General features: G+C 62.7%; 14 protein-coding genes. 4 read left to right on the forward strand and 10 right to left on the reverse strand.

What is annotated here, in order from left to right; all coding sequences use genetic code 11:
* Positions 1 to 51: 51 nt before the first annotated feature.
* A complete protein-coding gene (locus N6L27_RS19385) occupies positions 52 to 756 on the reverse strand; it encodes a helix-turn-helix transcriptional regulator (protein ID WP_271909030.1) in 705 nt (234 codons plus the stop codon).
* 133 nt (positions 757 to 889) lie between these two features.
* On the opposite strand from N6L27_RS19385, the gene N6L27_RS19390 reads away from it, so the two are divergent.
* Together N6L27_RS19390 and N6L27_RS19395 are read left to right on the forward strand one after the other, a co-directional pair.
* A complete protein-coding gene (locus N6L27_RS19390) occupies positions 890 to 1,543 on the forward strand; it encodes a glutathione S-transferase family protein (RefSeq protein WP_271909031.1) in 654 nt (217 codons plus the stop codon).
* Positions 1,540 to 1,962, forward strand: coding sequence for a DUF1801 domain-containing protein (locus N6L27_RS19395; RefSeq protein WP_271909033.1), 423 nt, complete (start codon positions 1,540 to 1,542; stop codon positions 1,960 to 1,962). Before N6L27_RS19390 ends, N6L27_RS19395 begins: the two co-directional genes overlap by 4 nt.
* A gap of 32 nt (positions 1,963 to 1,994) precedes the next feature.
* Here the strand turns inward: N6L27_RS19395 and rnr are convergent, their stop codons facing one another.
* From rnr to dapE, 4 genes are read right to left on the reverse strand one after another with little or no spacing between them, the layout of a single operon-like run.
* The gene (gene rnr, locus N6L27_RS19400) at positions 1,995 to 4,268 is read right to left on the reverse strand and encodes a ribonuclease R (protein WP_271909035.1); all 2,274 of its coding nucleotides are present in this window, start codon (positions 4,266 to 4,268) and stop codon (positions 1,995 to 1,997) included.
* Positions 4,269 to 4,319: 51 nt separating this feature from the next.
* Positions 4,320 to 4,892 (reverse strand): TIGR04282 family arsenosugar biosynthesis glycosyltransferase, encoded by a 573-nt coding sequence (locus N6L27_RS19405; protein ID WP_271909036.1) that lies wholly within the window; start codon positions 4,890 to 4,892, stop codon positions 4,320 to 4,322.
* Complete coding sequence (locus N6L27_RS19410) at positions 4,889 to 5,314, reverse strand: GNAT family N-acetyltransferase (protein ID WP_271909037.1); 426 nt, start codon at positions 5,312 to 5,314, stop codon at positions 4,889 to 4,891. The genes N6L27_RS19405 and N6L27_RS19410 overlap by 4 nt, the downstream gene beginning before the upstream one ends.
* Positions 5,311 to 6,456: a succinyl-diaminopimelate desuccinylase gene (gene dapE, locus N6L27_RS19415; protein ID WP_271909038.1), complete on the reverse strand. Its 1,146-nt coding sequence runs from the start codon at positions 6,454 to 6,456 to the stop codon at positions 5,311 to 5,313. Before dapE ends, N6L27_RS19410 begins: the two co-directional genes overlap by 4 nt.
* 318 nt (positions 6,457 to 6,774) lie before the next feature.
* Here dapE and N6L27_RS19420 point away from each other — a divergent pair, with 318 nt between their 5' ends.
* Positions 6,775 to 7,779 (forward strand): transporter substrate-binding domain-containing protein, encoded by a 1,005-nt coding sequence (locus N6L27_RS19420; RefSeq protein ID WP_442915804.1) that lies wholly within the window; start codon positions 6,775 to 6,777, stop codon positions 7,777 to 7,779.
* Between the two features lie 9 nt (positions 7,780 to 7,788).
* Here the strand turns inward: N6L27_RS19420 and N6L27_RS19425 are convergent, their stop codons facing one another.
* Positions 7,789 to 8,136 (reverse strand): hypothetical protein, encoded by a 348-nt coding sequence (locus tag N6L27_RS19425; protein WP_271909125.1) that lies wholly within the window; start codon positions 8,134 to 8,136, stop codon positions 7,789 to 7,791.
* A gap of 145 nt (positions 8,137 to 8,281) precedes the next feature.
* Here N6L27_RS19425 and N6L27_RS19430 point away from each other — a divergent pair, with 145 nt between their 5' ends.
* A complete protein-coding gene (locus N6L27_RS19430) occupies positions 8,282 to 8,815 on the forward strand; it encodes a HutD/Ves family protein (RefSeq protein ID WP_271909039.1) in 534 nt (177 codons plus the stop codon).
* Here the strand turns inward: N6L27_RS19430 and N6L27_RS19435 are convergent.
* The 4 genes from N6L27_RS19435 to N6L27_RS19450 all read right to left on the reverse strand — a co-directional run bounded on the left by N6L27_RS19435 (position 8,812) and on the right by N6L27_RS19450 (position 12,923).
* The gene (locus N6L27_RS19435; protein ID WP_271909040.1) at positions 8,812 to 10,179 is read right to left on the reverse strand and encodes a formimidoylglutamate deiminase; all 1,368 of its coding nucleotides are present in this window, start codon (positions 10,177 to 10,179) and stop codon (positions 8,812 to 8,814) included. The genes N6L27_RS19430 and N6L27_RS19435 overlap by 4 nt on opposite strands.
* A 239-nt stretch (positions 10,180 to 10,418) precedes the next feature.
* Entirely contained in the window at positions 10,419 to 11,246 is an 828-nt protein-coding gene (gene dapD, locus N6L27_RS19440; protein ID WP_271909042.1) for a 2,3,4,5-tetrahydropyridine-2,6-dicarboxylate N-succinyltransferase, read from the reverse strand.
* Between the two features lie 118 nt (positions 11,247 to 11,364).
* Positions 11,365 to 11,964 carry a GntR family transcriptional regulator gene (locus tag N6L27_RS19445; RefSeq protein ID WP_271909044.1) on the reverse strand — a complete coding sequence of 200 codons (600 nt, stop codon included), beginning with the start codon at positions 11,962 to 11,964 and terminating at the stop codon, positions 11,365 to 11,367.
* A 38-nt stretch (positions 11,965 to 12,002) separates the two neighbouring features.
* Positions 12,003 to 12,923 (reverse strand): threonine/serine dehydratase, encoded by a 921-nt coding sequence (locus N6L27_RS19450; RefSeq protein ID WP_271909045.1) that lies wholly within the window; start codon positions 12,921 to 12,923, stop codon positions 12,003 to 12,005.
* Positions 12,924 to 12,936 lie beyond the last annotated feature (13 nt).

Consider the following 12,936-nt stretch of genomic DNA (forward strand, 5'->3'; position numbering starts at 1 on the left):
TTCGGGTAAAGAGGCCTGTAAACCCATGTGCGGGGTGCCGCTTGTCTGCATTTACTGCCTGTGCTCGTGTTTGTGTTCACTGCGCAGCAGTTCCAAGGCATCCCGCAGCATTGGCACCCGATGCGGGCGAAAGCTTTGTTCCGTCACTTCCAGCCCGCGCATCCGGTCCAGACGGAAGACCCGCACCGCCTGGCGCAGGCAGCACCAGGCAATCAGAACAGTTGAGCGGTCGAAATACACCACACTCAGCGGTTTCACCTGCCGCTCTGTGACCGCACCGTATCCGTCGGTATAACCGAAACGCACTTCGACCTCGTCCCAGGCAGCCTGGCGCAGATCTTGCGCCGGGATTGCTGGAGGGATTGGGCGCTCGAAGCGGTATGGCGCCAGCACCGCGTGGCGCAGCCGGTGTGCCTGCCGGGGCGGAAGCCGCGCCTGCAGTTTGCGCAATGCTTCAGAGGCCGCAGTGGCCAATTCAGGGTCGCCAATTAGCTCCACCTCACGCAGACCTAGAACCAGCGCTTCCAGCTCGGTGTCGCGAAACCCCATCGGCGGCAGCGCATTATCCTCGATGAGGGTAAAGCCGTATCCTGCCTCGCCATCGATCACAGCGCCCATCTCGCGCAAAGTTGCGATATCGCGATGGATGCTGCGGGCCGACACGCCCAGTTCCTCCCCCAGCCGCGCCGCGGTATGCGGGCCGGGCCCCAGGCGCAGGGCCTGCATCAGCTGGAAGAGGCGGTGAGTTCGGGACATGCCTGATCATCCTATGCACTAATGACATTAATTGTCATCAGGCGGGCGTAGAGAAAGGAGAGCAAACACAACAAACAGGATTTCAGCAATGCTTTCCCTCCTCACATTCCCCAGCGGATTCGGTTTGTTCAGCATGAGTCCCTTCTGCATCAAATCCGCCTTGATGCTGGAGCTGTCCGGCCAGCCCTGGCAGCGCAGCGACATGCTGGACCCAACCGAAATGCCGCACCGGAAGCTGCCGGTTCTTGCGACGCCTGACGGACAGATTGCCGACAGTGACGGCATCCGCGACTGGCTTGAAGAGCAGGGGGCCGATTTCGACGCAGGTCTGAACACCGCAGAGCGCGCCCACGCCCGCGCCTGGGTTCGGCTGGCGGAATACCACCTGGGTCTGCACCTTCTGCAAATGCGCTGGAATGACGATACGGTATGGCCCGAGGTTCGGGATCAGATCTTCCAGCCCGTTCCCGAACCCATGCGCGAAGAGATCAGCGCTCCAGTCAGGAAGGAAATCCAGAACGGGCTGCAGTGGCAGGGCCTCGCCCGTTATAGTGAAGCGGAGCGTATGCACCGGCTTGAACAGGATTTGGAACCGATTGCCGCACTTGCCGCGGACAGCCCGTTCCTGATGGGCGAGCAGATTACCTCAGCGGACCTGAGCGTCGCGCCGTTCCTAGCCTCCATGCTGTACACTTCTGAGACCTCAGTCGTCAGCAAACGCTTGCGGGATGACAAGGTTCTGTGTGCTTATCTGAGCCGTGTGTTCGAAACGGTGCCTCTGCCATGACGACTGCCTTTGCTTCTCCAGAGATCGAGGCCGCCTTTGCGGTCTCTGATCCGCTGGTGCGGGAAGGGTTGCTGCGGCTCCGCCAGTTGGTGTTTGAGACCGCCGCCGCAACGCCAGAGGCCGGGCGGGTGGAGGAAGTGCTGCGCTGGGGACAGCCGTCTTACGTTACACCTGAGACCAAGACGGGTTCTACCGTCCGGCTGGGGGTGCCGAAGGGCGCGCGCTTTGCGCTCTTTGTGCATTGCCAAAGCCGCTTGATTCCGGAGTTTGCCTCGGCATTCCCTGCCTGGGACCGGTTTGAGGGGACTCGCGCCGTGCTGTTTGACGACCCGCAGGACGTGGAGCCGCTGCGTCACGGCTGGCTGATCAAGCGGGCGCTGACCTACAAGATCCGCGCACCGCTGGATATCTCGGCGTAGACCCGGTCAGGTCTGCCCCATCGGGGCAGACTCTATTTGCGCCGCTTGCGCTCCACTTTACGCTTCACCTTGGCAGCCTGGTGCTTGGACTTGGCCGCCTTCCGCTTCACCGTGCGTCCTGCCGGGCTGCGGCGGCCGCGCTGGCCTCCGCCAGCGGGCATCGGGACCTCTTCCAGCGCCAGCAGTTCCAGCTCCAGCCCGCCGGTGACAGGCGCCGCCTGGGTCAGCCGCACCGTCACCCGCTGTCCGATGGTGATGGTCATGCCTGTATCCGCTCCGGTCAGCGTTCCGGACTGAGCGTCAAAATGGAAGAACTCCCGCCCGATGGAGCGTACCGGCACCAAGCCGTCGGCGCCGGTCTCGTCCAGCTTCACAAAGGCGCCAAAGCGGGCAATGCCGCTGATCCGGCCTTCGAATTCATTGCCCACACGCTCACTGAGGTAGGAGGCCAAATAGCGGTCGGTGGTGTCCCGCTCCGCAATCATCGAGCGCCGCTCGGTGTCGGAAATATGGGTGGCAGTGTCTTCCAGCCGCTCGATCTGAGCTTCATCGAGCCCGTCACCCCCCCAGCCGTGCGAGGAGATCAGCGAGCGGTGCACGATCAGGTCAGCGTAACGGCGGATCGGCGAGGTGAAATGCGCGTAGTTTCTGAGCGCCAGGCCGAAATGCCCGAAGTTTTCCGGGTTGTAGTAGGCCTGCTGCATTGAGCGCAGGGTGGAGATGTTGATCAGCTCCGCGTCATCCGTTCCTGCGGCCTGGTTCAGCAGCGCATTCAGGTGCCGGGTCTGCAGAACCTGACCCTTGGCCAGGCTGAGGCCCGCTGCCTGCGCAGTTTCACGCAGGCTTTCCAGTTTCTCCTGTGCCGGTTCCTCGTGCACCCGGAACAACAGCGGCGAGCGTTTTTTGATCAGCGTTTCGGCTGCGGCCACATTGGCGAGGATCATGAACTCCTCGATCAGCTTGTGCGCATCCAGCCGGTCGCGGAAGGCGACCGAGGTGACATTACCTTCGTCATCCAGCACGATCTTGCGTTCCGGCAGGTCCAGGTCCAGCGGCTCACGTGCGGCCAGGGCCTTTGTTAGAGCCTTGTAGGCAGCAAACAAGGGTTTGATGACATCGTCCAGCAGCGGTGCGGTTTTGTCGTTTGCATTGCCGTCCTGCGCCTCTTGCACCTCGGCGTAGTTGAGCGAAGCGACAGACTGCATCAGCCCACGCACGAATGTGTGGGCAATCTTGTTGCCCTCGGCGTCCACCTGCATCCGAACGGCGATACAGGCCCGCGGCACGCCTTCGTGCAAGGAGCACAGATCGCCAGACAGCCGGTCCGGCAGCATTGGCACCACCCGGTCGGGGAAATAGCTGGAGTTGCCGCGCTTCTTCGCCTCGCGGTCCAGTGCTGAACCTGGGCGCACGTAGGCAGCGACATCTGCAATCGCCACCCAGATCACATGACCGCCGGGGTTCTTCGGGTCGTCATCGGCATGGGCATAGCAGGCGTCGTCGTGGTCGCGCGCGTCCGCAGGGTCAATGGTGACCAGCGGCAGTTCTCGCAAATCCTCGCGGCCCTTGAGGCCCACGGGTTTGGCGGCATCAGCCTCTGCCATTACCGGATCGGGGAAATGGTCGGGAATGCCATGCTGGTGAATGGCAATGAGCGACACGGCCTTGGGCGCCGTCGGGTCGCCCAGCCGTCCCACGATGCGCGCGCGCGGCAGGCCCATGCGGCCCTTGGGTCCGGCCTGCTCGGCTTCGACCAGTTCGCCGTCCCGGGCACCATTGACGGCGTCTTGCGTCACCATCCACTCATTCGACGCCGCCTTGTCGATCGGCACAATCCGTCCGCCCTCGGATCCTTTGCGGAAGATACCCAGGACCCGCTTGGGGTTGGTTCCGATGCGCCGGATCAGGCGGGCTTCGTAATTGTGGTCCTGGTCGGGGACCATCTGCAGCTTCACCAGAACCTTATCGCCTTCACCAAGGGCCGGGTCTGAGGGCTTGGCCAGGATCAGGATAATCGGTTCTACACCCTCGCCGTGCCATTCCAGCGGACGTCCGTACAGGTCGCCATCCTCATTCGGCGCCTTCACCTGCAGGACCGTTACCGGCGGCAGCTGGTCCGGGTCACGGTAGGTCTTCTTACGCTTCTGCAAATGCCCTTCGGCCTCCAGCTCCTTCAGGATGCGCTTGAGGTCGATGCGGTCGGCGCCTTTGATGCCAAAGGCCTTGGCAATGTCGCGCTTGGAGGTGTGGGTCGGGTTGGCGGAGATCCAGTCGAGGATTTCGGCCTTGGAGGGAATGCGGCTCATACTTCCCGCGTAACATGGCGCGGGGGCGGCGTCATGGTGAAAAGCGAAGCGTCAGCGCCGCGGCAGATCCGCGGCGGTGTCGACATCCTGCAGGGTATCGGTCAGCGCGGTACGCCAGCCGGGCAGGGTGTTGAGCGTATCGGCCAGAGCATATTCACTGGACCAGCGGACCCCCTTGAACATGTCTTTTGGCAGGCGGGATGGATGCTTGGCACCCACCAGCCAATAGCCGCCGTCCGCCGCCGGACCGAATACCGCGTCATGATCGCCAAGGGCTGCAAAGGCGCGGGCGATATGGGTGCGGGAAATGCCGGGAATGTCTGCGCCGATCAGGCAGATAGGGCCTGTCGCGGATTGAAGCATCCGCTTCATGCGTGCTCCCAGATCGCCTGGCCCTTGCGGCCAGCGCGGCAAATCAGCAGGCCAGACCTTGGAGCGCACTGCCAGGTCCGGCGCCACTGCCAGCACGATCTGCCAGCGCGGATCGCTCAGCCGCCGGATCAGCCGGGCGGACTGATGGCGGAACCACCAAGTCGCAGGGATCACGCCAATATCGCGGCCCAGACGTGTCTTGACCCTTCCGGGGCGCGGTTCCTTGACCATGATGATCAGTGTGCGTTTCACGTGAAATCGCGCACCATGTCCCGATGGTCGATGCCGGCATCGTCATAGACCGGGCCAAAGGCGATGAAGCCAAGCTTTTCATAGAACCCGAGCGCATGGATCTGCGCGCCAAGCTTGGCCTTGGTTACGCCGGGATGTGCCCGTGCGGTATCCACTGCAGCCTCAATCAGCTTGGCGCCAAGCCCGGTGCCGCGGGTAGAGGACAGCACGCAGACCCGGCCGATCTTGGCGGTGTTCCCATTGAACACAATCCGTGCCGTTCCAACCGGGATGCTGTCCTGTTGCGCCAGAAGATGAGTGGCAGAGGCGTCCAGGTCGTCCTGCTCCTCCTCCACCGGCACACCTTGCTCCTCGACAAACACACGGTGGCGCAAGGCAAAGCATGTCTTTAGATCCTCGGTGACCGAGATGCTCAGGCTCATGCGAAATAGTCCTGCAGGATGCGGGTATAGATGGCTTTCAGCTGGTGGATCTGGGCGACCTCGACCCGCTCATCCACCTGATGCATGGTCTTGCCAACCAGGCCGAATTCCACCACGGGGCAGTGGTTTTTCACAAAGCGTGCATCCGATGTGCCGCCGGTGGTCGACAGCTCAGGCTTGCGGCCGGTTTCTGCTTCGACCGCTTTTGAAACCAGATCAGAGAGCGCCCCGGGCGGGGTAATGAAGCTCTCTCCTGAGATCTTCACCTTCATCCCGATATCAACGCCGAATTCAGCAGCCACTTTGTCCGCCTCGCATTGCAGCCAATCTGAGAGGCCGGCACCTGTATGGGCGTCGTTGAAGCGGATGTTGACGGCAGAAGTCGCCTGCGCAGGGATCACATTGGTGGCGGTGTTGCCGGTGTCGATGGTGACGACGGCCAGGGTGGAGGCGTCAAAGTGTTCAGTGCCCTGGTCCAGTTCATGGCTTGCCAGCCGGTCCATCAGCCGCGCCATTGCATTCAGCGGATTGTTGGCACGGTGCGGGTAAGCCGAATGCCCCTGCACACCGGTGACCGTGAACCAGGCGGTCATCGACCCCCGGCGGCCGATCTTGATCATCTCGCCCATCTCGTTGGGGCAAGTAGGCTCGCCCACAAGGCAGACCGACATCTGTTCGCCCGCATCTGCCATGTAGTCCAGAAGCGCGGTGGTTCCGTCGACGGCATCGCCTTCCTCATCGCCAGTGATTGTCAGGATGATGGCGCCATCCGGCGGGGTGTCCTGCACGAGGTCCACAGCGGCCGCGGCAAAGGCGGCAACCCCGGACTTCATGTCGGTGGCGCCGCGGCCGTACATGAAGCCGTCCTTCTCCTCGGCGCCAAAGGGAGGCATGGTCCAGGCAGCTTCATCCCCCAGCGGCACCACGTCGGTATGACCGTTGAAGCCAAAGGTTTTGGTGTGGCCTTTGGCGCCCCAGCGGGCAAACAGGTTGCTGACTTCGCCGCGGTCGGCGCGCGTACAGGTGAAACCAGCCTGGCTCAGCAGTTTTTCCAGCAGAACCAGCGCGCCGCCCTCCTCAGGCGTGACCGACGGGCAGCGGATCAGGTCGGCGGTCAGGCGGGCGGGATCGGTTTGCGGCATCGTCTGGCTCCTCAGGTTCCGGTTGGCACAGGCCTAGCCCGTATCGCGGCGCAGCGCAATTCACAGCACAGGCACTGAAACTGGCAAGATCTCGACGGACAGCACCTCACCTGCAGCGGCGGCCAAACAGCTCAAAACTGCCGCTTCGGCTGCCTGCCGGACACAGTTCCGGCGGCAATTCTGCCTCTGTTGCCAAAGCGCTTGCTTGAAAAACGTGATCCGCCTAAGGACGTTGAAACTCTGTCAGAGGCCAAACCGAGCGTTTCCGTGCTGTACTCCCGCCTGATCACCGCTGCCCTATTCATGCTTTGGGGGCAAATGCTCTCTGCGCAGGTTCTGACGGTCAACACCGTGACCCGCCCGCCGTTCTCCATGGTCGAAGAGGGTGGCGACACCGGATTTTCGCTGGAACTGTTCAAGATCCTGGCTGAGCGGCTGGATTTGGAGTACCGCATCAACCGCACCGGCAGTTTTGCAGAGATGCTGGACGGTGTCCGCAACGGCGAGGCGGATCTGGCAGCGGCCAATATCTCGATCACGGCCTCCCGTGAAATCCAGATGGATTTCAGCCATCCGATCTTCGAAAGCGGCCTTCAGATCATGGTGCAGGCCGATGATATCCGCGAGCCGTCTCTGTTGCGGGCGCTGCTGTCCTGGGACCTGGCCGCCGCCATCGGCATCGCCTTTCTGCTGCTGTTCGGGGGCGGCATGATGATGTGGGCGTTTGAACGCCGCGCCCAGCCCTATTTCGACCGCCCCCTGAAGGAGGCGTGGTTTCCCTCTTTCTGGTGGGCGTTGAATCTGGTGGTGAATGGCGGGTTTGAAGAGAGGGTGCCACGCACGCCCGTCGGGCGCATGTTCGGCGTTCTGCTGGTGATCTCCTCGCTCTTCATCGTCTCCATCTTTGTTGCCAAGATCACTGCGGTGATGACAGTGGAAGCCATCAGCGGTTCAGTGAACTCTGTCAATGACCTCTACGGCAGATCTGTCGGCACCATCGGCGGCTCAACCGCTGCGGGGTTCCTCGACCGGCGCGAGATCGACTATGCCGCCTTTGCAGGCCTGGAAGAGATGCTCGCCGCGTTTGAGGCGTCTGAGATCAAGGCGGTGGTCTTTGATGCGCCGGTGCTGAAGTTCTACGAGCAGCAGGGCGGGCACAAATACGGGCAGACTATCGGCCAGCCGTTCCTGCGGGAAAATTACGGGCTGGTCTTCCCGGCCGGATCGCCGCTGGTAGAGGATGTGAATCAGGTGCTTCTGACGATGCAGGAGGACGGCAGCTATGACGCCCTCTACCGCAAATGGTTCGGCAGTCAGAACTGACGTCTTCTGCTAGTGGAAAACCGGCTCTTCGCCGTCGAAGAACGGGGTCATCTGAGCGACAATCACCGCGTTTTCCTCCAGTGCCCGTTGCATCAGATCACGTTCTTCGTCACCGATTTCATTACCTTCGGCCTCGCGCTCTTCCAAGGTGCCATATCCGGTCACGTCCAATGGCGCGGTATCGGCCTGTTTCAGGATCGCCACGGTTTCCCGCACCGCCTCAGCTTCATCAATGCCAGACGCATAAATCATCAGCGCAGCACCGGTGGCGCCATCAGGCAGGCCGTCCCCCTCCTTGCGTCCGATCTGGACAAGCAGGGTATAGACTTGCTGGCGGGAGGGTTTCTTCTTTTCCATGGCGCCGCCATAGCGCCGGGGCAGGGGGATGGTCAATCAAATTGCGCGGGCGGCGCAGGCCGGGTGAGCGGGAAACGGAAACCTTGCGGTTCCAGGCATCCCAGATTTATGGCTGTGCTGAAAAACTCTCTGCAAGGATCCTGAAATGCGCTTCTCTGCTCTGACTGCCCAGCCGGTTCCGTGGAAGAACGGCGGCGGCGTGACCCGGGAACTGGCGTCTCATGCTGTAGATGGAAAGCTGGCGTGGCGTCTGAGCTTGGCGGACATCACCCGGAACGGCCCGTTTTCCGCATTCCCGGGCCTCGCCCGTATCCATTGCATCGTCGAAGGGGCCGGGCACACTCTGTCGAATGAAACCACGCGGCTGGAGGCCCGGCCGCTTGATCCGCTGTGCTTTGATGGCGAAGCAACGCTGGACTGCCAGTTGCGCGATGGGCCCTGCAAGGCCTTCAATGTGATATATGATCCGGTACTGGTGACGGCAAAGCCCAGTATTCTCGCTGACGGTCCGGTGCCGGAGGCCCAAGGTCTGCGCGTGCTATTTGTGGTTTCAGGCGGCCTGGAGGCGGCAGGCACAGGCCGGCTTGGCCCCGGCGAAGGGGTTGTTACACAAGGCTTCGGCGCCGCGGTGGTCACCGGCGGCGGCACCGTCGTCCAAGTGCGGATATTGCCAGTTTAGAGACTGTTCAGCAGTTCCTTGATTGCTGTCTTGTAGCCTGCAACCACGCTGTCCCGGGCGATATGGCGGCCTTGCTGAACCACATGGCGGCCGGCGCTCCAGACATCCGTGACAGTGTCGTCACCTGCCGCAAAGCAGAGACCGTCCAGCATTTGTTCTGGTTTCAGTGCGCAAAGAGCCGGCACGCCGCCGTCTATTGCCACCAGATCAGCCAGCGCGCCTTCCTCGATCCGCCCTGCATCGCGGCCCAGGGCCTTTGCCCCGCCGCTCGCCGCGCCCAAATACAACGTCTCTCCTACGGAGCCCTCTCCCGGCACTAGAACATTGCGCGCCAGGTCTCGCAGGCGCTGGGAATACTCCAGAGTGCGCAGCTCCTCCGGCAGCGATATCCGCACGTTAGAGTCTGATCCAACGCCGAACGCTCCCTCATGCGCCAGGTATTCCACGCCGTTGAACGGGCCGTCGCCCAGATTGGCCTCGGTGATCGGGCAGAGGCCCGCAACGGCACCGGATCGTGCCATTCCGATTGTCTCGGTGCTGGTCATATGGGTGGCGTGGATCAGGCACCACTTGCCATCAACAGCTGCGTTGTCCAGCAGCCACTCAACAGGCCGCGCGCCCAGCCAGGCGCTGATGTCGGCCACTTCCTTGGGCTGCTCCGAAATGTGGATATGCACCGGCAGCCCGTTCTGGATCTGCAGCACCTCGGCCAGATCTTCCGGGCATGTGGCGCGCAGCGAATGCGGTGCGATGCCGACGCAGGCGTCCTGGGGCAGGTCCCGCGCGGCAATATCACGGGCGCGTTCAACCAGTTCGGAAAACGCGCCAACCGAGTTGCCAAACCGCTGCTGCCCCCCGTTCAGAGCCTGTTTTTCGGCACCGCCATAGGTGTAGAGCACCGGCAGGTGCGTCAGGCCGATACCGGTCTGGCTGGCCGCAGAAAACACTCGCTCGCTGAGCTCTGTCACTGACGCAAAACGCGCCCCGCCGGGTTGGTGGTGGACGTAGTGAAACTCGCCGACAGATGCGTACCCGGCCTCCAGCATCTCCATGAACACCAGCGCGGCAATGGCCTCGTACTGCTCAGGCGTGATGCGGTCCATAAAGCGGTACATCAGCTCGCGCCAAGTCCAGAAACTGTCCTTCCCGGCTGCGCGGTACTCGGTCATCCCGGCCATGGCGCGCTGAAAGCTGTGCGAATGCAGATTGCCCAGCGATGGCAGCAGCACGTCCACTTTGGCATCCCCTGCCTCCGGCGCGGCACCGGTTTCCAGAGACGAAATCCGGCCGTTCTCAACCGACAGCCGGAGGTTCTCAGCCCATCCCTTAGACAGGCGGGCGCGCTGGGCAAATATGGTCTGCATCTGACTCTCTTATGTATAGATGTAATATCATTAGCGCCATGTTTATTGGGCGGCAAGGGTTTTGCACAGAAGGGGCGGCGCCCCTCGGCCTGTTGGCCTCACCCCGGGATACTTGCGGCCAGAAGAATAGGGGATCCAGTCTTCATCTGGCTGCAAACATCCTGGGGTTTGGGGCAAAGCCCCAATAAAAAACGCGCCCGGCCAGGGCGCGTTCGGTTGCTTCAGCGATGCGGTGCAGGTCAGTCGCGCAGCAGCTCGTTGATGCCGGTCTTGGAACGGGTCTTCTCATCAACGCGCTTCACAATCACCGCGCAGTAGAGGCTGATGTTGTTCTTTGACGGCATCGAACCTGCAACAACAACAGAGTAGGGCGGCACTTCGCCGTACATCACTTCACCGGTCTCGCGGTCGACGATCTTGGTCGACTTGCCGATGAACACGCCCATGCCTAGAACTGAGCCTTCGCGCACGATGCAGCCTTCGACAACCTCGGAGCGGGCGCCGATGAAGCAGTTGTCCTCAATGATGGTCGGGCCGGCCTGCATCGGCTCCAGCACGCCGCCGATGCCGACGCCGCCGGACAGGTGCACGTTCTTGCCGATCTGGGCGCAGGAGCCGACGGTGGCCCAGGTGTCGACCATTGTGCCCTCGTCGACGTATGCGCCTAGGTTCACGAAAGAGGGCATCAGCACCGCACCGGGCGCGACATAGGCGGATTTGCGGACCACGCAGTTCGGCACTGCGCGGAAGCCCGCGGATTTCCAGTCAGCTTCGCCCCAGCCGTTGAACTTGCTGTCAACCTTGTCCCACCAGCCGCCAGCCTGCGGGCCGCCTTCGTGGATTTCCATGTCCTTGATGCGGAAGCCCAGCAGCACGGCCTTCTTGGCCCACTGGTTCACATGCCATTCGCCGTTCTCCAGCTTTTCGGCAACCCGCAGGGACCCGGAGTCCAGCGCATTCAGAGTGTCTTCAATAGCTTCACGCTGTTCGCCGGTGGTGGCGGGGGTGATGGTGTCGCGCGCCTCCCAGGCGGCTTCGATTGCTGCTTCCAGCTGGGCGTTGGACATGGATGTTCCTCCGGCATCGGTTAGATTCGGAGCTTCATACCGGCAAACTGCCTGCAGGTCATGTCCGGATTGCGTCCAAATTGCCGCCCCCGACGGCGTTTTGCCGGGTTCCGGCCGGTCAGCGCACCCGGCGCAAGTGCCGGCGCAGAATCTCGCAGGCCCCAGCAGCATCACGCCGCGCCATCGCCTGGACGATGGCAGCGTGATCGGAATCCGCGCGGCGGGTCCACTGATGCTGCCAATTGGCGAACAGGTGCCGGGCGGCGGCGATATGCAGATCGCTGATCGCCGACAGCAGTCGCGGCATGGCGCAGGGCGCTAGAATCACCTGGTGAAAGGCACGGTTCAGCCTTTCCCAGCTGGCCATGTCCTCAGCTGCATCGCAGGCCAGGCGGGCGGCGTCGGCTGCTACTATGTCTTCTTGTGACAGCCGGGGAAAGGCATGGGTCAAGGCCAGCACTTCAAGCGAGACCCGCATCTCGATCACTTCGCGGATCTCGGCGGGGTTCAAGGCGCTGACCCTTGTGCCGCGGCGGGGTTCGGATACCGCCAGCCCGTGCGCCTCCAGCCGCAACAGTGCCTCGCGCACCGGCACATGGCTGGCCGCGAACTCCCGCGCGATATGGTCCTGGCGCAGTTTTTCACCCGCAGGCAGGCTGCCGGTTATGATGCGCTCGCTTAACGCTTGGTAGATCGTATCAGCAATGGTTGCGGACATGGTATTGCGATAGGGCGGCCTGCCAGTTGCTGCAAGGATTATCCCAGCGGATCAGGGGCAATGTTGCCGCCGCAGATCAGCACTGCCACACGCTCTCCAGCGGCGGGACGGTAAGCGCCGCACATAAGCGCCGCCAGTGCGGTGGCGCCCGCGGGCTCCACCAGGATCCGCCGTTCGCGCCAGAGCACTGTCTGGGCCTGCGTGATGGCACTGTCCGGCACGGTGAGGGATGTGACACCCTGCGCCGCGGCCAGTTCAAAGCAGATGCTGCCGATGCGTTTTGCCCCCAGCGCGTTGGCTGCCACGCCAGAGACCTCGACATCCACCGGCTGCCCGGCTGCCAGCGCTGCGTTCAGCGCACAGGAGGTCTCCGGTTCCACCGCGACGATTTTGCGCGTGCCCGAGAACCAGGCCAGCGCGCCGCCGATCAGCCCGCCGCCGCCCACTGCAATCAGCAGGGTATCGGCTTGCAGCCCCTGTGCCTGCCACTCGGAGAAACAGGTGCCCTGGCCCGCCACGGTGGCAGGCGCGTCATAGGCATGGACCTGCATGGCGCCAGTCTCTTGCTCGTATGCCTGCGCCAATTCCAGCGCATTGGCATAGGCGCCGGGCACAACCTGCAGATCTGCGCCGGTGCGTTCGATCAGGGAAATCTTGGCGGGGCCTGCCATCTCGGGCACATAGATCCGCGCCTTGTGGCCCAGCTGATGCGCGGCATAGGCAACGGCCGCCCCGTGATTGCCGCCGGATGCTGCAACCAGGCCGCCGTCGGGCACTTCCTGGCTCAGCAGCGTGTTGAAGGCGCCGCGGGCCTTGAAACTGCCGGTGTGCTGCATGTGCTCCAGCTTCAGCTCCACGGGGTAGTCCAGCCCGAACCCGCGGGTCTGAATCACCGGGGTTTGCTGCACGTAAGGGCGGATGCGCTCTGCTGCTGCTTCGATTTCACCCTGCCAGTGCATGTGCGTTCCTCCC

The organism is Leisingera sp. SS27, from assembly GCF_028368855.1.
Lineage (GTDB): Bacteria > Pseudomonadota > Alphaproteobacteria > Rhodobacterales > Rhodobacteraceae > Leisingera.